The following is an 18,623-nucleotide window of genomic DNA, read 5'->3' as shown; positions in this document are numbered from 1 at the left end:
ACTCTTGGCGTCCCGTTTTTGTTCCTTCGGGACGCCAAAGTCTCGTTATTTTGTCACAGACCCTTGCATTTGTGCATGAAACTGTGATTAAGGCTACTTCTGCTTCCACCTGTTGATGGAAGATTCGACGGCGAACTCGTCGATCGCGGTCAGCTCGGCTTCGCTGAACTCGAGATTGTTGATGGCGGCCACGTTGTTTTCCAGCTGGGTGACGCTGGAGGCGCCCACGAGCGCCGAGGTGACAGGGGTGCCCTTGATCTGATCGCGCAGGATCCAGGCAATGGCCATCTGCGCCAGCGACTGCTCGCGTGCTCCAGCAATATCGTTGAGTCCGCGTACCCGGGCCATTTTCTCTTCCGTCAGGTCATTCTCCGACAGGAAGTGCTCCTTGGCTGCACGCGAATCTGCCGGCACGCCCTTGAGGTAACGGTCCGTCAGCACACCTTGAGCGAGGGGCGAGAAGGCAATGGAACCGGCCCCGACGGCGTCGAGAGTTTCATAAAGGTTCGGCTCCCCGTCCTCGGTCCACCGGTTGAGCATGGAGTAGGAGGGCTGGTGAATGAGCAGCGGGGTGCCCATTTCCTTCAAGATCCGGGCAGCTTCCAGCGTCTGGGCCGGCGTGTAGGAGGAGATCCCCGCATACAGTGCCTTGCCGGATCGGACCGCGTGATCCAGGGCTCCCATGGTTTCTTCCATGGGGGTTTCCGGGTCGGGGCGGTGGCTGTAGAAGATGTCTACATAGTCCAGGCCCATGCGTGTCAGCGAGCTGTCCAGGCTGCCCAGCAGGCTCTTGCGTGAGCCCCATTCGCCGTACGGGCCAGGCCACATCGCGTAGCCGGCCTTGGTGGAAATGATCAGTTCGTTGCGGTGCGAGGCAAAGTCATCCTTGAAGTGACGGCCAAAGTTGGTCTCTGCACTTCCTGCGGGCGGGCCGTAGTTGTTGGCCAGGTCAAAGTGCGTCACGCCCAGATCGAAGGCGCGGCGCAGAATATCGCGCTGCACCTCGAAGGGCTTATCGTCTCCAAAGTTGTGCCACAAACCCAGCGAGATTGCTGGCAGTTTCAGTCCACTGCGGCCGACTCGTCGGTAGGGCATGGTTTCATAGCGGTTCTCCGCGGCGTGAAAAGTCATACCTGCCATCTTGCCACGGTTCCCCGGCTGGACTGTGATCTGGGTCTAGTTCCTGTCCGGGGCGCGCAGCACCAACACGGAGTGCGCCGCCACAGCAACCACAGCTCCGGCCGAGAACTCGCTGGCGCTGACACCGTTGGTGTGGATTTCTACCACCCACCGCGTGGAGTAGTCCTCTGCCGGGAGCGTGAAGTCCACTGGGCCGTCGCCACCGTTGAACAGCATCAGGAAACAGTCATCCACCACTGGCTGGCCTTTTGTATCGCAGTCCGGAATGCCCCCTCCATTGAGGAAAACCCCAATGCTGCGCCCAAATCCGTTGTCCCAATCGGCAGGGGTCATGGCTGCCGCGTCGGGCCGCAGCCACACAATGTCCGGCAGTGCGCCGTCGTCCCCGCGTTCCACGGGCCGACCGTCAAAGAACCTACGACGCCGGAACACGGGGTGCGCTTTTCTCAATGCTCCCAGCTGGGAGACAAAGTCGATGAGGGCACAATCGGCATGCTCCCAATCGATCCACGTGAGCGCCGAATCCTGCGCGTAGCCGTTGTTGTTGCCCTGTTGACTGCGCCCCAGTTCATCGCCGTGCAGCAGCATCGGCACGCCCTGGGATAGCAGGAGGGTGGTCAGAAAGTTGCGCTGGCCGCGCGCACGGAGCTCGCGCACAGCCGGATCAGAGGTGGGCCCTTCCACCCCGTGATTCCAGGAGCGGTTATGGGATTCACCGTCACGATTTTCTTCCCCATTGGCCTCGTTGTGCTTGTCGTTGTAGCTCACCAGATCCGCCAGCGTGAAGCCGTCGTGGGCCGTGACGAAGTTGATCGAGGCCACGGGGCGCCGCCCGGAATTCCCGTACAGATCCGATGACCCTGTCAGCCGGGCAGCAAACTCCCCCAGCGTGGAGGGTTCACCGCGCCAAAAATCGCGGACAGTGTCCCGGAATTGCCCGTTCCATTCGGTCCACTGCGGCGGGAAGTTGCCCACCTGATAGCCTCCGGGCCCCAAATCCCACGGCTCGGCAATGAGCTTGACTCGCGAGACGATGGGGTCCTGCTGCACCATGTCGAAGAAGGATGAGAGTTTGTCGACGTCGTAAAATTCTCGGGCCAGCGTGGCTGCGAGATCAAAGCGGAAACCGTCCACATGCATCTCGCTCACCCAGTAGCGCAGCGAGTCCATGATGAGCTGCAGGGAGTGCGGCGACCTGACGTTGAGCGAATTTCCTGTGCCCGTATAGTCCAAATACTGTTCCTTATTCTCCTCCTGCAGGCGGTAATAGGCGGCGTTGTCAATGCCACGAAATGACAACGTGGGGCCCAGATGACTCCCCTCCGCCGTGTGGTTGTAGACAACATCGAGGATCACCTCCAACCCGTTGCGGTGCAGTTCCTTGACCATGGTTTTGAACTCCCGGACGTGGTCGCAGGGATCCCCCGCGGAGGCGTACTCATTGTGAGGTGCGAAAAAGCCAATGGTGTTGTAGCCCCAGTAATTGCGCAATCCCTGCTCCAGGAGCCGTTCATCCTGCACGAACTGGTGCACCGGCATAAGTTCGACGGCGGTCACGCCCAACTTTTTGAGGTGGGCCACCACGGCCGGGTGGGCCACTGCGGCGTAACTGCCGCGCAGCTCCTCCGGGACGTCCGGGTGCAACTGTGTCAGTCCCTTGACATGGGCCTCGTAGATGACGCTCTCGTGGTACGGGATATCCGGGCTGTGATCGGGCGTGCCGTCGGCATTATTCCAATCAAAGGCGTCATCCACCACCACGCTGCGGTAGGTGTGGGCGGCCGAATCTGCATCGTTGCGCAGCAGCGGCTCCCCCAATTGGTAGGCAAAGACCTCCTGGCCCCACGCCACGGCCCCCTCGACCCCTTTTGCATAAGGATCCAGCAGCAGCTTCGCGGCATTGAAGCGCAGCCCATCGGCCGGGTCCCATGGCCCGTCAACCCTGAAACCATACCGCTGTCCATGCTGCACCCCAGGAACGTAGCCGTGCCACACATAGCCATCCACTTCGGTCAGTGGCAGCTGCGACTCGGCTCCATCTTTATCAAAGAGGCACAACGTCACGGCGGTGGCGTCTTCGCTGAACAGGGCAAAGTTGGTCCCGTCCTCATCCGCTCGGGCGCCCAGCGGATGGTTTTTCCCCGGCCAAATATCCATAGCTTCTCCTTCTAGAAAAGTGCTGTCAACCCTGCGGTTTTATTTGGCACAATTGTGCCCACACGTGGGGGATGCGCGCCGCCAGCTCCCCGGCGTTCAGTGGGGCGTCTGCATCAACTCTGGACAGTTCACCGTGCAACGCTGCTGCGAGCGCAGCAGTACGCGCAAGATCGTAGGGCACCAACGGCTGTGTCGCTGCAGCCATGGCCAGCAGGGCAACCAGAATCCCGGCCAGGGTGTCACCGCTCCCGGCAGTCCCCAGCCGCGGGGTGCCGTTGGACTGGGTGAACACCCTGCCGTCGGGCGCGGCCACCACGGTAGTGGCTCCCTTCAACAGGACCACTGCGCCGAATAGCTCCGCTGCCGTGCGTGCCGCAGCGAGCGGCTCCGCCTCGATGCCTGCCCGGTCCAGTCCGATCCCTGCCCGGGCCATGATGGCTGCCAGCTCCCCTGCGTGCGGCGTGAGAATCAAGTGCGCATTGTCAGTTTTCTGCGCCGGAGCAACCAGCTCCAGCGCGCCTGCGTCAACCACAGTGGGGAGCCCCGAGGCAATGGCATCAGCGGCCCGTTCACGCTGAGCGTTGTCGCCGTCAATCCCCGGCCCCACCAGCCACGCCTGCACGCGTAGCTCTGCAGGTGAAGCCTCGGAACAGACCACCTCGGGATTGCGGCCATGAATGGCAGCAGCCACGGCGGCCGGACCCAGATAACGCACCATACCGGGCCCACACGCCGATGCTGCAGAAACGGCCAGCAGTCCGGCCCCTGGGTATTGCCCTGACCCTGCCACGACTCCTGCCACTCCCCGCGTGTATTTGTGGTCAGCAGCGGCCGGTTGCGGCAGCAGCGTCCCTAGATCGGCAGCCTCGAGCCGGAACACCGTGGCTTCCCCAAGGAAATCCGCAATCCCAATGTCGATGAATTCCACAGCGCCGCACCATTGTTCACCCGGGGCCGTGAGCAGCCCGCTTTTGTGCGCACCAAAGGTGACTGTCATATCGGCGCGCAGCACCGGCCCGCGGACCGCCCCCGTAGTGGCGTCCACGCCACTGGGTAGATCACAGGCCACAACGGCTGGCCGGGCGCTCCCTTCGAGCGCCTGCAGCCGGGCCACAAACTTGGCAGCAGCACCGCGCAGACCACCGCGCCCGCCTGTACCCAAGAGCCCGTCAAGCACTGCGTCGGCCCGCACCGCTTCGTCCCATAACGCCGCTTGGGCTGCGCTCCCCCGGGCAGCGCTCTCCCGGTTCGCACAGTCTCGCACTGCGCTCTCTTCGGGAGTGTCAACCCGGGCCGCACCGTCTGCCGCCGCGCTCTCTTGGGGAGCGTCAGCAAGTCTCATGCAGCGCCCACCTGCGCGACGAAAAGCAGCCAGCGCCTCCGGATGGGTCCGCGCTCCGGTGAGGACCGCCGTCGTACGTGCACCACGGGCGGCCAAGTAGGCGCCAGCGTAGAGCGCATCGCCCCCATTGTTACCCGATCCGGCCAGCACCAGCACCAGCGAGCCGTAAACACCGCAGCCGCGTGAACGCAAGATTTTGACAACTCCCTGAGCCAGCCCGTGCGATGCCCGGAGCATGAGTTCCGCTCCACGGCCAGCTAGCAGCAACGGCTCCTCGGCGGCGCGGACGGCTGCGGCGGTGTGGGCGCTGATCATGTCAGCTTTCGGCAATCACCATGGCAGTGGAAATCCCGCCGTCGTGGCTCATGGAAAGATGCCAGTGCTTGATGCCTTTGGATTTCGCCACGGCGGCAACGGTGCCCTTCACATTGATGGTGGGCCCGTTTTCGTCCAGACCAATCCAGCAATCCTGCCAGTTCATGCCGGCGGGAGCACCTAGGGCCTTGGCCACGGACTCCTTGGCGGCAAAGCGCGCAGCCAGTGACCGGGTATTCAGGCCACGCTCGGCCGGCACAAACAGGCGTTCACGGAGCCCGGGCGTCCGGTCCAACTGGCGGCCAAATCGCTCAATATCAACAACATCCACACCTATGCCAATAATCATGGCTCAACCCTATCCCCCGCTGCGCTCCGTGCAGGCAAGCACGCCGGGGACCTGCTGCAGAGGGCTCGCCACTCACCCGCCGCTCAGGGGCATAACAACTGTGGACCCACCTATAAAGGTGGGTCCACAGTTGTCAATGACTATTCGAGGTTGTTAGCCCCGACGCGTATTCGAGGGTTATTCGACGGTGACGGACTTAGCCAGGTTGCGGGGCTGGTCCACGTCGTAGCCCTTGGCCGTAGCCAGTGCGCAGGCAAAGATCTGTAGCGGCACGGTGGTGAGCAAGGGAGCCAGTAAGGTGCTGGTCTCGGGGATGTAGAAGACGTGCTCGGCGTGCTCGCGCACGGACTCGTCGCCTTCTTCAGCAATCACGATGGTCATGGCGCCACGGGCACGGACTTCTTGAATGTTGGAGACTACCTTGGAGTGCAGTGAATCGCGGCCGCGCGGGGACGGCACCACAATGATGACAGCCTGGCCCTCTTCAATCAAGGCGATGGGGCCGTGCTTGAGCTCACCGGCAGCAAAACCTTCTGCGTGAATGTAGGCCAGCTCCTTGAGCTTCAAGGCGCCTTCCATGGCAACGGGGTAGCCTACGTGGCGGCCCAAGAACAGCACGGTGCGGGTGTCGGCCATGCTCTTGGCAAGATCTTCGATCTGCTTCGCGTTGCTGAGGACTTCGGCGATCTTGGCAGGAGTCTTGGCCAGTTCAGCCAGGATGTCCTTGATCTGACCCTGGAACAGGTTTCCGCGCAACTGTGCCAAATAAAGGCCCAGCAGGTAAGCGGCAGTAATCTGTGCCAAGAATGCCTTCGTGGAGGCCACAGCAATTTCAGGACCGGCGTGCGTGTAGAGCACGGCATCTGATTCACGCGGAATCGTGGAGCCGTTCGTGTTACAGATGGCGACCGTCTTGGCGCCCTGTTCCCGGGCGTAACGCACGGCCATCAGGGTGTCCATGGTTTCACCGGACTGGGAGAGGGAAACGATCAGGGTGCGCTCGTCCACGATCGGATCCCGGTAACGGAACTCGTGAGACAGCTCCACTTCGGTGGGGATGCGGCACCAGTGCTCGATCGCATACCGTGCCACCTGTCCGGCGTAGGCGGATGTGCCACACGCCAGCACGATGATGCGGTCAATGCTCTTGAGCACGGTCGGATCAACACGGATTTCATCGAGCGTTAGGTTGCCAGCTTCATCACTACGGCCCAGGAGTGTTTGTGCAACAGCGTCCGGCTGGTCGTGGATTTCCTTCTCCATGAAGGAGGGGAAGCCACCCTTCTCCGCTGCAGCAGCGTCCCAGTCCACCAAGTACTCGCGGCCCTCGGCGGGTACGCCATGGAAATCGGTGATCAGGACGGTGTCAGCGGTGATGGTGACGACCTGGTCTTGGCCCAGCTCTACTGCCCTGCGGGTGTAGTCGATGAATCCGGAAACATCGGAGCCAAGGAAGTTCTCGCCCTCGCCAAGACCAACAACCAGTGGGGAGTTGCGGCGCGCAGCCACAACAACGCCAGGGGCGTCTGCATGGGTGGCGAGCAAGGTGAACGCGCCTTCCAACTGCTGCGCCACTTGGCGCATGGCTGTAGTGAGGCGGTCTCCAGCTGACACGGAGGGATCGAGGGTCTTAGCAAGACTGGTGTAGACCTCGGCGAGCAGCGTGGCAGCAACTTCGCTGTCGGTCTGAGAGGCAAAGGTGTGCCCGCGCTCAAGTAGTTCCGCCTTGAGGACCGAGTAGTTTTCAATGATGCCGTTGTGGACCACGGCCAAGTTTCCGTTGCCTACAACGTGCGGGTGGGCGTTGGCGTCGGTGGGTCCACCGTGCGTAGCCCAGCGGGTGTGACCAATGCCGGCACTTGCAGCAGGCATCGGGTTCAACTCCAGCTCGTCAAGGAGCTTGACAAGCTTGCCGCTCTTCTTGCGCATGGCGATACCTTCGGCGCCAACTACGGCAACTCCGGCCGAGTCATAGCCGCGATACTCCAAGCGGCGCAGACCTTCAACCATGACTTCGAGGGCCCGTTGCCCGGCAGATGAATCAGTACCTTGAGCCGGGGCGGTACCGGCGTATCCCACAATTCCACACATGAAAAACAATCATAAGCCCTAGAGAATTGGGAGGACGTTCTACCTCTTCCGCGGGAATGTCATGAAAAAGTGTCACCTCCCACCTCGCCTCCCCCGCGTCATTGTTCACCCCTCGTTTCCCACCTCACCCCAAACAAGGCAGAATTGCAGGTGTGACAGCGCAAAGAACCGAGCCAAACAACGGCGTCAGCACCTCTCCTTTTGTGGAGCTGGACCGCCAGACGTGGTCGCGCCTTGCCAACAAGATTGAGCAACCCCTAGACGAATCAGACGTCCAGCGGCTCCGTGGGCTTGGCGATCAACTGAATATGCGTGAGATCCACGATGTCTACCTGCCGCTCTCCCGCCTCCTTAATCTCTACGTCGGTGCGGCCGAACATTTGCACAATGCAACCACTACCTTTCTGGGTGAACGCGGCTCCCGCACCCCCTTCGTTATTGGCGTTGCCGGCTCCGTTGCTGTGGGCAAATCCACAACGGCACGCGTGCTTAAAGAAATGTTGTGCCGCTGGCCGGACACTCCCAATGTGGAGCTGGTCACCACTGATGGCTTCCTCTACCCCAACGCCGAGCTGGAACGCCGCGGCCTCATGGGGCGCAAGGGCTTCCCGGAGTCCTATGACCGCCGGGCCCTGCTCCGCTTCGTCAGTTCCATCAAAAGTGGCGCTGAAGAAGTCCGCGCTCCCATGTACTCCCACCTGAGCTATGACATTCTGCCGGATAAGGAAGTAGTAGTCCGCCGCCCCGACGTTCTGATCGTTGAAGGCCTGAACGTGCTGGCCGCCGCCCGCCCCCGCAGCGATGGCCGCTCTGGTCTGGCCGTGAGTGACTTCTTCGACTTCTCCATCTATGTGGATGCCAAAACGAGCAATATTGAGCAGTGGTACATCGACCGCTTCCGATCCCTGCGCAGCGGCGCGTTCGCGGATCCCGATTCTTACTTCCGTCGCTACGCGGAGCTCTCCGATGTCGAGGCGACAGCCACGGCGTCGAAGATCTGGAAGAGCATCAACGAGCCAAACCTGCTCCAGAACGTGCTGCCCACTCGTGGCCGCGCGCAGTTGGTGCTCACCAAGGACGCCGACCATTCCATCAGGCGCATGCTGCTGAGGAAGGTCTAGTGCCCGTGGTGGGGTTTCATCAGGCCCGCCGCCCGCGCCAAACCACGGGGGCCCGCCTGCGCCGCGAATTATCCTGGCCCCGGCCGGCAGGCGTGCTGATCTCGCTGCTCGGCGCGGCCCTGATCTTCAATGGCGCCGTGGCCCTGGCAGACTCCACGGACGCGTCGGTAGTCTCGGTTGCCAGCTCGTCACCTTCCTTAAACACGACGCCGGTCACCTCCCAGGCACTTGTCGCGCCTGCCGATCCGGCCAGCACAGCTCCTGCTTCGGCTCCGTCCTCTGCTACCGCTACCGCCACTGTTTCCCCGGACCTTGCGGTGTCCGGGGTGACTGCCGCCCCCATCGCACCTGTAACCACGCCGCCAGTGCTTCTGGTCAAAGGTTCGGTCGCAGGGGCCCCGGTCCAAAAATTGTTCGCCGCCAGAACAGCAACTGCTGCGGCAGGCGACAAAACCGTGCTGGACGTCTTCAACCCCAAGAGCACCTTGGTGCTCGTCAATAAACGCAACGCACTCAAGCCACTGGCGCACGTCCCGGCTGATCTGGTGACCCCTGCGGTGGCCGTGGGCTCCGGGGAACCGGGCCTGCTGCGCGCCGAGGCAGCCAGCGCTGCTGAACGCATGTTTGGTGCAGCGGCCGCGCAAGGTGTCAGCATCACCCTCATGAGCAGCTATCGCTCCTACGACACCCAAGTGGGCCTCTACAACGGCTACGCGGCAGAAAAGGGCGCGGAGGCTGCCGACACAACATCGGCCCATCCGGGATTCTCCGAGCATCAAACCGGCCTTGCCATCGATATTGGCGATGGCAAGGCCGGGAACGCCTGCGATTTCAGATCCTGCTTTGCAGAGACCGCCGCTGCACAGTGGGTAGCAGCCCACGGAGCAGACTACGGCTTCTTGGTGCGTTACCTGACCGGTTCAGAGGCCGTCACGGGCTATTGGGCCGAGCCGTGGCATTTGCGGTACGTGGGGGTTGAGGTGGCACAGGATGTTGTGGCTCTTGGAATTCCAACATACGAGGAATACTTGGGCCTGCCGGGCGCTCCCGGCTACAAATAGCACTACAGATTTTTCCCTCCATTAACGTCGAATCCACCCGAAATCATTCGAAATGGGGTACTTTGGGGGCATGTTAAAGGGATTCAGAGATTTCATAATGAAGGGCAACGTCGTAGACCTTGCCGTCGCAGTTGTCATCGGTACAGCCTTCGGGGCAGTTGTAAACTCCCTCGTTGAGAACATCCTGATGCCGCTCATCGCAGCAATATTTGGTTCCGCCGACTTCGATAGTTTCGCACTACTGACCATCAACGGTGTTGATATCAAGTTCGGTGTCTTCCTCACCGTCTTGGTCAACTTCATTATTGTTGCTGGCGCTATCTACTTCATGGTCGTCGTGCCCATGAACCACATCATCGCCCGCCGCAATGCCAAATTGGGCATCAAGGAAGAGGAGCCGGCAGTCGATCCTCAGATCGAGCTGCTCACCGAAATCCGCGATGCACTCAAGGCCACGCCCGGCGGCGGACTTCACTAACTACTCCTTTCCACCGACATAGAGAAGGCGGCAACCCCTCCAAGGGTTGCCGCCTTCTCTATGTCTTCATGTGTTCGGGTCTGGCTCTACATCTGACTTACTTGGAGCGAGAGCTCCGACCTGACAACGGTGACGAGGTCATTGCAAATGCGCTCTGCGGTTTCAACGTCTGCAGCCTCGACCATGACGCGAACCAGCGCCTCGGTACCTGAGGGACGCAGCAAGACACGCCCGGTATCGCCCAACTCAGCTTCGGCCTTCGCAACAGCAGCGTTAATGGCCGGCATGGACGATGCCCGGCTCTTGTCAACGTTCTTGACGTTGATCATGATCTGCGGCAGTTTGGTCATGGCGCTTGCCAGTTCCTTGAGGCTCTTACCAGTCTTGGCGACCTGGGCAGCCAGTTGCAGACCTGTCAGGAGACCATCACCAGTGGTGGCGTACTTGGAGAAGATCACGTGACCGGACTGCTCCCCGCCCAACGTGTAATCTCCACGCCGCATCTCCTCGAGGACGTAGCGATCGCCCACACCTGTTTCGTGGATGGTGATGCCAGCATTGCGCAAGGCAATCTTCAACCCGAGGTTACTCATGACGGTGGCCACCAGGACATCATCCTTGAGCTCGCCTGCAGCCTTCTGAGCGAGAGCCAAAACGGCCATGATCTGATCGCCGTCAATGATGTTGCCTTCATGGTCCACGGCCAAGCAGCGGTCGGCATCGCCGTCATGGGCAATACCCAGATCTGAACCGGTGGCAAGGACGGTTTCCTGCAGGAGCTCCAAATGTGTAGAGCCAACGCCGTCGTTGATGTTCAAGCCATCAGGATCGGCACCGATGACAGTAATCTGGGCCCCGGCATCGGTGAATACCTGAGGTGAACATCCGCTGGCAGCACCATGAGCGCAGTCCAAGACAACCTTGAGGCCGTCAAGGCGGTGCGGCAGGGTGCCGAGCAGGTGCACAATGTAGCGGTCCTCAGCGTCTGAGAAGCGCTGGATGCGGCCCACATCCACCCCTGTCGGGCGGAAGGCGTTCTGCTGCAGCTGGGCCTCAATGGCGTCCTCGACATCGTCGGGAAGCTTCGTGCCGCCCCTAGCAAAGAATTTAATGCCGTTATCCGGTGCAGGATTGTGGGAGGCGGAGATCATGACGCCGAAGTCGGCACCCAGATCCGCAATCAAAAACGCCGCCGCCGGAGTGGGGAGCACGCCTGCGTCATATACGTCGACGCCGGCACTCGCCAGCCCTGCCTCCACGGCAGCAGCAATGAACTCCCCACTGGCTCGTGGGTCGCGGGCAATCACCGCACGGGGGCGCTTACCCTCGCTCATTTGCTCATGACCCAGCACTACAGCTGCAGCCTGGGCGAGGGATAGGGCCAATTCAGCCGTCAGCAGGCCATTGGCCAAACCGCGGACACCGTCTGTTCCAAATAATCTTGACATCAGGTTCAGTCTAAATCATCGAGCGCAGAAAACCGGCCCCTAGCCGCCATGCCCTCTGACACAATCCCCCGCCCTTCACAAGTTCGGCCCAAGTGCGGGGCGTAACGCTCCAGCTCCACCGTGCTAAGAATCCGCTGCCGTTTGACGTTTCCGCTACCGTTTGAACCCTAGCGAAAAACGTCAAACGGCAGCTGTTCCCACCAAACTGGGCCGGGAACACAAAAAATCCCCTGTTCGCAGAAGCGAACAGGGGATTTTTGGTAGCGCTGAATTTAGCGCTTGTGGAGCCGAGAACTAAAACAAGCCTAGGGTCCCGTGCCGAGGCACGAGGTCCGGGGAGGCTTGGATTAGCGCTTGGAGTACTGCGAAGCCTTACGAGCCTTCTTGAGACCAGCCTTCTTACGCTCGATGACGCGAGCGTCACGAGTCAAGAAGCCAGCCTTCTTCAGGATGGCGCGGTTGTTCTCGGTGTCGATCTCGTTCAAGGAACGAGCAACGCCAAGACGCAAAGCACCGGCCTGGCCTGAGGGGCCACCACCGTGGATGCGGGCCCAAACATCGTAGGCACCGTCCAGGTCCAGGAGGCGGAACGGATCGTTGACTTCCTGCTGGTGCAGCTTGTTCGGGAAGTAGTTGGACAGCTCGCGGCCGTTAACAACCCACTTGCCGGTGCCGGGTACGACGCGAACGCGGGCAATTGCCTGCTTGCGACGGCCAACAGCTGCGCCTGAGACGGTCAGTGCCGGGCGTTCCTTCTTGGGTGCTGCATCTGCTGCAGCTGAGCTTTCGCTCGTGTAGCTAGTCAAAACTTCTTCCTCGGCCACAACGGCCTCGGTGTTCAGCTCTTCAGTGTTCTGAGCCACGATTCTCCTTGGTTAATGATTTAGGCGGTGGCCAGGACTACTGGGCGACCTGGGTAATTTCGAAAGTCTGAGGCTGCTGTGCTGCATGGGGGTGCTCGGCGCCGCGGTAGACCTTCAGCTTGCTGATCTGAGCGTTGCCCAGCTTGGTCTTCGGGAGCATGCCAGCGATGGCCTTCTCCACTGCGCGAACCGGGTTCTTCTCCAGCAGTTCTGCATAGTTGACGCTTGACAGGCCGCCCGGGAAACCCGAGTGGCGGTAAGCGCGCTTCTGTTCGAGCTTGGCGCCGGTCAGGGCAACCTTCTCGGCGTTGATGATGATGACGAAATCGCCCATATCCATATAGGGAGCGAAGGTCGGCTTGTGCTTTCCACGCAGCAGTGTTGCGGTCTGGCTGGCAAGACGGCCCAAGACAACGTCGTTGGCATCAATGATGTGCCACTGACGGGAGATATCGCCGGGCTTCGGGGTATACGTACGCACGGTTTTTGCCTTCGTTTCTTGTTCTTAGGTGGTGTCACAGATGGTTGACACCTGCTATCTATGCGTTTACCGGAACAGAGGTGAGGGCTCTAACACCAGTCATCCTTACACTTCCCGATGACGCCCGTTCAGTGGTAGTCCTGCAACCGGACCTGTAACGGGCGCGTGGTATCGGGATAGGACACGCACAACGACTACCAACGATACCTTTAATAATGGGGCTGGGTCAAAGCGGGGATCCGTGAAACTCAGCAATCCTTCACAGAACGGGCTCAGGAACGGCCCGGCGGGTTCGTGTGAGCACTGCCCTTTCATGCATTGCGGTCTCGTGCGGGTAGTGAACTTCCTCCAGGATCAGCGGGTGCGGAGCGGCCAAAACTGACTTTGCGTCCCGGATTCCCGCGATTAATCGCTCATACATCCACTCCGGAGCCTCTTGCCCCTCGCCGATCCGCAAGGCTGCCCCAAGTAGTGCTCGGACCATGTTGTGGCAGAAAGCATCAGCCTGAATGTTGAGGTTAATCACACCATCAAGATCCTGCTGGAAATCAAAGCGCTGGAGAGTCCGCACGGTTGTTGACCCTTCCCGCGGCTTGGCGAAGGCCGCAAAGTCCTGCAGCCCTAGCAAGGGTGCCGCGGCTTGATTCATCAAAGCCACGTCCAGGTCCTGTTCATGCCACAGCGTCAGGGCCCGTTGCAAGGGGTCTTTATGGGTGGAGCCATCAGCAATGCGGTAGCTGTAACGGCGCCAGAGAGCGGAGAAGCGCGCATCAAAGCCCTGGGGAGCCCGTGAGGCATCCACGATCTGCACGGTCCCGCGGAGTTCGCGCAGAACACTGCCGAGCGCGCCGTTGAGTCGCCTCTTGAGCGATTCCTCCGGGGCGGTATCGTGCCCTCTCCGGAGCCCGTCCCACTCTTCGGGGGTGACATCGAAGTGCGCCACCTGTCCGCGAGCGTGAACACCGGCGTCCGTACGCCCGGCCACAGTCAACCGAACGGAGCGGCGAATGATCAGCGTCAGGGCTTCTTCAATCACGCCCTGGACTGTGCGCTCGACTGTTTGAATGCCCCACCCACTGTAGGGTCCGCCGTCGTACGCAATGTCCAAGCGTGCCCGAATCAGGCCTCGGTATTCGGGGGTCATTTTCGGATTGTGCATGGAAACAATTCTACCGGCCCTATGCCTGGCACCGACGCAGAAGGACCCGTCACCCCTAGGGGGCAACGGGTCCTTCTTAGCAAAATCTAAGCTTTCGCTTAGTCCTTACTTGGACTCTTCAGCAGCAGCTTCGTCAGCTACTACTTCGGTCTCTACAACTTCTTCAACCGGGGCTTCTTCAACCGGGGCAGCCTTGACGGCGGCAGCGGTAGCTTCCTTCACAACGGCCTGCTTAGCGCTGACCGGCTCCAGAACGAGCTCGATGACAGCCATGGGAGCGTTGTCGCCCTTACGGTTGCCGATCTTGGTGATGCGGGTGTAGCCGCCATCGCGGTTTTCTACAGCCTTGGCGATGTCGGTGAACAGCTCATGGACAATGCCCTTGTCGCTGATCAGGCCGAGAACGCGGCGGCGTGAAGACAAGTCTCCACGCTTTGCGAAAGTTACCAGTCGCTCTGCGTAGGGGCTCAGGCGCTTGGCCTTGGTCAAGGTGGTGGTGATCCGCTTGTGCTCGAACAGAGCAGCGGACAGGTTCGCGAGCATCAGGCGCTCGTGAGCCGCTCCGCCTCCGAGGCGGGGACCCTTAGCGGGTGTAGGCATGGTGTTTCTCCTCAAGTGTCAGCCGAACCGTGGCGGATGTGTCAGGCACATCCGCCCGGCCGACTAAAAAATTGTTGTTCGAACTTTAGAGTTCGTCGTCGCCGAAAGCGTCGTCGTTCTCATCAAGGGCTGCGGCACGGGCGGCAAGATCAAATCCTGGAGGGGAATCCTTCAGGGAGAGACCGAGCTCAACCAGCTTTGCCTTTACCTCGTCGATGGACTTCGCACCGAAGTTACGAATGTCCATCAGGTCAGCCTCGGAGCGAGCAACGAGTTCACCCACGGAGTGGATGCCCTCACGCTTGAGGCAGTTGTAGGAACGAACCGTCAGGTCCAGATCCTCGATCGGCAGGGCCATGTCTGCGGCAAGAGCGGCATCCGTCGGGGACGGACCAATCTCAATACCTTCAGCGGCAGTGTTCAGCTCGCGAGCCAAACCGAACAATTCAACCAGCGTGGTGCCGGCAGAGGCAATGGCATCTCGCGGGGAGATAGCCTGCTTGGTCTCTACATCAACAATCAGCTTGTCAAAGTCGGTGCGCTGTTCAACACGGGTAGCCTCCACGCGGAAGGTCACCTTCAAAACGGGTGAGTAGATGGAGTCAACCGGGATACGGCCAATTTCCTGATCTACGTTCTTGTTCTGAGCTGCTGAAACGTAGCCGCGACCGCGCTCGATGGTCAGTTCGAGTTCGAACTTGCCCTTCGAGTTCAGCGTGGCAATATGCATGTCAGGGTTGTGGAATTCCACACCGGCCGGAGGAGCAATGTCGGCAGCCGTAACAACGCCAGGGCCCTGCTTGCGCAGGTAGGCGACGACGGGCTCGTCATGCTCCGAAGACACGGAGAGGCCCTTGATGTTCAGGATGATCTCAGTGACATCTTCCTTAACACCGGGAACCGTGGTGAACTCGTGCAGTACGCCATCGAGGCGGATGCTGGTGACAGCAGCGCCAGGGATGGAGGACAGCAGGGTCCGACGCAGTGAATTTCCCAAGGTGTAACCGAAGCCGGGCTCCAGCGGTTCAATGATGAACCGTGAGCGATTCTCGGAAACTACTTCTTCAGATAGGGTGGGGCGCTGTGCAATGAGCACTGGGTTTTCCTTTCAGCGAGCATCCGCTATATGACGCAACACAGGTAGTGGAAATGGCGACTGACGAGAGTTAACGGCGGCGGAGTTGGCCCCCACCGGAGTGGAGGCCAACTCTGTTGCTTTAATTCTCGTTATACGCGACGGCGCTTGGGCGGACGGCAACCGTTGTGGGCGCTGGGCGTTACGTCCGAGATGGACCCAACTTCAAGACCAGCAGCCTGCAACGAACGGATAGCCGTTTCGCGGCCCGAGCCCGGACCCTTTACGAAAACGTCAACCTTGCGAAGGCCATGCTCCTGTGCGCGCTTGGCAGCTGCTTCAGCAGCCATCTGTGCAGCGTACGGAGTTGACTTACGCGAGCCCTTGAAACCAACTTCACCGGCAGAAGCCCATGAAATGACAGCACCGTTCGGATCCGTGATGGAAACGATGGTGTTGTTAAAGGTGCTCTTAATGTGCGCCTGGCCCAGCGCAATATTCTTTTTATCCTTGCGACGCGGCTTACGAACCGCGCCCCGAGTCTTTGGGGGCATTTTATTCTCCTACTAAAGTTTAATGAGGGGTCGGCATAGGCTAAAGCCCACGCTTGCCAGCATCCTGAGCAGCTGCTTACGCAACCTTTCAAGCCGGCTAGCGGGATTTACCTGCCGGCCTTCTTCTTGCCAGCGACGGTACGCTTCGGACCCTTACGGGTACGTGCGTTGGTCTTCGTGCGCTGACCGTGCACGGGCATGCCACGACGGTGGCGGATACCCTGGTAGCTACCGATTTCAACCTTGCGGCGGATATCAGCTGCTACTTCGCGGCGAAGGTCACCCTCAACCTTGTAGTTACCCTCGATGTTGTCACGCAACTGAACGAGTTCAGCGTCAGAAAGGTCCTTGACACGGACGTCCGGGGAAATACCCGTTTCGGCCAGGACATTCTTTGCACGGGTCTTGCCCACGCCGTAGATGTATGTAAGCGCTACTTCCAGCCGCTTTTCGCGGGGAAGGTCTACGCCAGCGAGACGTGCCATATTTGGCTGCTCCTATGTGTAAACCGGAGGTCGTAGGCAGTACACCCGCATATTTTGTGAATGCGGCCCTGGCCTCCGACCAGGGGTCCATTGTCCGGTTGCGAACCTAGATTCGCCTTCGTCCAACTTGTGCTGCCTTATTAATTTACTTGCGTGAGCATGAGCCCGGGGTTTCCTTCAAAAGAAGGAAATTAGCCCTGGCGCTGCTTGTGGCGCGGGTTCTCGCAGATCACCATGACTCGACCGTTACGGCGAATCACCTTGCACTTATCGCAGATCTGCTTGACGCTCGGCTTGACCTTCATGGCATTCCTTTGCGTGATTGCAGTTGTGGTTACTTGTAGCGGTAGACGATACGACCTCGTGTAAGGTCGTACGGGCTCAGCTCCACCACAACTCGGTCCTCAGGAAGGATACGAATGTAGTGCTGGCGCATTTTTCCTGAAATATGGGCAAGAACGATGTGCTTGTTCGTCAGCTCAACACGAAACATCGCGTTGGGCAGCGCTTCCGTCACAACGCCCTCGATTTCAATGACCCCGTCTTTCTTGGCCATATCCTCCGCTAACTTTGTTGCGCCGTCTTTCGCAGCTCCTTGAGGAACTGGTTATGTACGGCGTTCGATTTGCTACTGATTATTGCTTACCCGTGCACATCCCATTGATGGGCAGGCACAGACAACCAACAACCTACTCTAGTGCAATTATGCAAATAAGTTAAATTGACCCCTGCAGCGGCCCTCCTGGGTACGGTAACAGGGTCCCCGCCGGGGTGTGCACGGCCTCTGCACAAGCCACACCATCCAAGATAGCCAGCCGTACTGCCTCGGCCGCAGCCGATTGCAGCTCAATCAGCGCTGCCACGGGCATGTCCGGGTGCGGCACCAGCCGTTCGGCGCAGGTGGCAAGCGTAAAGATGGTGTCGCCGTCGGCCAGCGTGTGGACCGGATTCAGCGCCCGCGCCATGCCGGCATGCGCTGCAGTTGACGTCCGTTTCGCCTCGGCAACCGTGAGCCTCGCATTCGTAGCCACCACCGCCAGTGTGGTGTTCAGCCCCTCCCCCGCTATTGGCGCCCGCTGACCCGGTTGCCACGGGATGCCTGCTGCGTTGACCACGGCCAGCGCCCCCACCACAATGTGCGCATTCGCTCCTGTGAGCTTCACGGATGCTGTGCCGAGCCCACCTTTAAACTTGCCAGCCCCAAGGGCGGCTCCTGTTCCGGCACCCACATTTCCACGAACGACGTCGGCCCCTTCCGTTGAGCTCGCCGCGTCAAGTGCCGCCTCGTAGCCCATATCCGGGGTGGGCCGCGCCGAGAAGTCACCTCCACGCCCCAGATCGAAAATGGCTGCCGCCGGAACAATGGGCACCACGCCACCGGGCACGCGAAAGCCGCGTCCATTCTCCTCGCACCATCGCTGCACTCCCCCGGCCGCGGCGAGCCCGTAAGCGCTGCCGCCCGTCAGCGCCACCGCGTCAACGGTGGAAACCATGGTGGAAGGATCCAGCGCGTCAGTCTCGTGGGTGCCCGGTCCGCCGCCGCGGACGTCAACGGAGCCAATGGTCTCCGGCGGCGGTAGCACCACGCTGACGCCGGTGAGCCAGCCCTCGGTGCGGCGTTGAGCCTGCCCCACCCGAATGCCGGGCACATCGGTGATGGATCCGTGTGATTCCACCTCGGTATTTCCCTGTGCTCTTCCCTGTGTTGCTCCCTGAGACATCAGCTGAACTCCCTCGTCGCCGGTGTTGTGGTGCACTAACTGCCGTGTCTTGATTATCTACCGGGGCCCCGATATTCACCACGGAGTCGACAAGGAATCGACCCAGTATCGACACGGAATCAACAGAGTGGTGTCGCCCCGAACCACAAAATGGCCCGCAGGGACAGGCGAAAGGTCCCGGGG

19 protein-coding genes are annotated in these 18,623 nt (G+C 60.4%); 3 read left to right on the top strand and 16 right to left on the bottom strand.

Annotated elements, in window-relative coordinates; genetic code table 11:
- Positions 1 to 93: 93 nt before the first annotated feature.
- The 5 genes from mgrA to glmS form a co-directional block, all read right to left on the bottom strand.
- Positions 94 to 1,131: an L-glyceraldehyde 3-phosphate reductase gene (gene mgrA / locus CXQ93_RS09715; RefSeq protein ID WP_104110199.1), complete on the bottom strand. Its 1,038-nt coding sequence runs from the start codon at positions 1,129 to 1,131 to the stop codon at positions 94 to 96.
- 45 nt (positions 1,132 to 1,176) lie between these two features.
- Positions 1,177 to 3,297, bottom strand: coding sequence for a glycogen debranching protein GlgX (glgX, locus tag CXQ93_RS09710; RefSeq protein ID WP_104110198.1), 2,121 nt, complete (start codon positions 3,295 to 3,297; stop codon positions 1,177 to 1,179).
- A gap of 25 nt (positions 3,298 to 3,322) precedes the next feature.
- Entirely contained in the window at positions 3,323 to 4,954 is a 1,632-nt protein-coding gene (locus CXQ93_RS09705) for an NAD(P)H-hydrate dehydratase (protein ID WP_104110197.1), read from the bottom strand.
- Position 4,955: 1 nt separating this feature from the next.
- Positions 4,956 to 5,303 carry a holo-ACP synthase gene (locus CXQ93_RS09700; RefSeq protein WP_104110196.1) on the bottom strand — a complete coding sequence of 116 codons (348 nt, stop codon included), beginning with the start codon at positions 5,301 to 5,303 and terminating at the stop codon, positions 4,956 to 4,958.
- A 177-nt stretch (positions 5,304 to 5,480) separates the two neighbouring features.
- Positions 5,481 to 7,394 carry a glutamine--fructose-6-phosphate transaminase (isomerizing) gene (gene glmS / locus CXQ93_RS09695; protein ID WP_104110195.1) on the bottom strand — a complete coding sequence of 638 codons (1,914 nt, stop codon included), beginning with the start codon at positions 7,392 to 7,394 and terminating at the stop codon, positions 5,481 to 5,483.
- 152 nt (positions 7,395 to 7,546) lie between these two features.
- Here glmS and coaA point away from each other — a divergent pair, with 152 nt between their 5' ends.
- The 3 genes from coaA (at position 7,547) to mscL (ending at position 10,054) form a co-directional block, all read left to right on the top strand.
- Positions 7,547 to 8,515, top strand: coding sequence for a type I pantothenate kinase (coaA, locus tag CXQ93_RS09690; protein WP_104110194.1), 969 nt, complete (start codon positions 7,547 to 7,549; stop codon positions 8,513 to 8,515).
- A 5-nt stretch (positions 8,516 to 8,520) separates the two neighbouring features.
- Positions 8,521 to 9,576, top strand: coding sequence for a D-alanyl-D-alanine carboxypeptidase family protein (locus CXQ93_RS21080; RefSeq protein WP_258068781.1), 1,056 nt, complete (start codon positions 8,521 to 8,523; stop codon positions 9,574 to 9,576).
- Between the two features lie 70 nt (positions 9,577 to 9,646).
- On the top strand, positions 9,647 to 10,054 hold the full coding sequence (gene mscL, locus CXQ93_RS09680; RefSeq protein WP_082634093.1) for a large conductance mechanosensitive channel protein MscL: 408 nt from the start codon (positions 9,647 to 9,649) through the stop codon (positions 10,052 to 10,054).
- Between the two features lie 86 nt (positions 10,055 to 10,140).
- Here mscL and glmM read toward each other — a convergent pair whose 3' ends face one another.
- The 11 genes from glmM to CXQ93_RS09625 form a co-directional block, all read right to left on the bottom strand.
- Positions 10,141 to 11,502 (bottom strand): phosphoglucosamine mutase, encoded by a 1,362-nt coding sequence (gene glmM, locus CXQ93_RS09675; RefSeq protein ID WP_104110193.1) that lies wholly within the window; start codon positions 11,500 to 11,502, stop codon positions 10,141 to 10,143.
- Positions 11,503 to 11,849: 347 nt separating this feature from the next.
- Complete coding sequence (gene rpsI / locus CXQ93_RS09670; RefSeq protein WP_082634092.1) at positions 11,850 to 12,365, bottom strand: 30S ribosomal protein S9; 516 nt, start codon at positions 12,363 to 12,365, stop codon at positions 11,850 to 11,852.
- Between the two features lie 37 nt (positions 12,366 to 12,402).
- Complete coding sequence (gene rplM / locus CXQ93_RS09665) at positions 12,403 to 12,846, bottom strand: 50S ribosomal protein L13 (RefSeq protein WP_104110192.1); 444 nt, start codon at positions 12,844 to 12,846, stop codon at positions 12,403 to 12,405.
- Between the two features lie 259 nt (positions 12,847 to 13,105).
- The gene (truA, locus tag CXQ93_RS09660) at positions 13,106 to 14,005 is read right to left on the bottom strand and encodes a tRNA pseudouridine(38-40) synthase TruA (protein ID WP_258068780.1); all 900 of its coding nucleotides are present in this window, start codon (positions 14,003 to 14,005) and stop codon (positions 13,106 to 13,108) included.
- Between the two features lie 105 nt (positions 14,006 to 14,110).
- On the bottom strand, positions 14,111 to 14,605 hold the full coding sequence (rplQ, locus tag CXQ93_RS09655; RefSeq protein ID WP_104110191.1) for a 50S ribosomal protein L17: 495 nt from the start codon (positions 14,603 to 14,605) through the stop codon (positions 14,111 to 14,113).
- An 85-nt stretch (positions 14,606 to 14,690) separates the two neighbouring features.
- Positions 14,691 to 15,701 (bottom strand): DNA-directed RNA polymerase subunit alpha, encoded by a 1,011-nt coding sequence (locus tag CXQ93_RS09650; RefSeq protein ID WP_062286657.1) that lies wholly within the window; start codon positions 15,699 to 15,701, stop codon positions 14,691 to 14,693.
- 131 nt (positions 15,702 to 15,832) lie between these two features.
- Positions 15,833 to 16,234, bottom strand: coding sequence for a 30S ribosomal protein S11 (gene rpsK / locus CXQ93_RS09645; protein WP_038464649.1), 402 nt, complete (start codon positions 16,232 to 16,234; stop codon positions 15,833 to 15,835).
- Between the two features lie 107 nt (positions 16,235 to 16,341).
- On the bottom strand, positions 16,342 to 16,719 hold the full coding sequence (gene rpsM / locus CXQ93_RS09640) for a 30S ribosomal protein S13 (protein ID WP_062286656.1): 378 nt from the start codon (positions 16,717 to 16,719) through the stop codon (positions 16,342 to 16,344).
- Positions 16,720 to 16,910: 191 nt separating this feature from the next.
- Positions 16,911 to 17,024, bottom strand: coding sequence for a 50S ribosomal protein L36 (gene rpmJ / locus CXQ93_RS09635; RefSeq protein WP_011775570.1), 114 nt, complete (start codon positions 17,022 to 17,024; stop codon positions 16,911 to 16,913).
- A gap of 29 nt (positions 17,025 to 17,053) precedes the next feature.
- Complete coding sequence (infA, locus tag CXQ93_RS09630) at positions 17,054 to 17,275, bottom strand: translation initiation factor IF-1 (RefSeq protein ID WP_009358723.1); 222 nt, start codon at positions 17,273 to 17,275, stop codon at positions 17,054 to 17,056.
- 160 nt (positions 17,276 to 17,435) lie between these two features.
- Complete coding sequence (locus CXQ93_RS09625; RefSeq protein ID WP_104110190.1) at positions 17,436 to 18,440, bottom strand: P1 family peptidase; 1,005 nt, start codon at positions 18,438 to 18,440, stop codon at positions 17,436 to 17,438.
- Between the last annotated feature and the right edge of the window lie 183 nt (positions 18,441 to 18,623).

The organism is Arthrobacter sp. N199823 (assembly GCF_002929705.1).
Lineage (GTDB): Bacteria > Actinomycetota > Actinomycetes > Actinomycetales > Micrococcaceae > Specibacter.
This window is presented reverse-complemented; position numbering and strand designations above follow the sequence as displayed.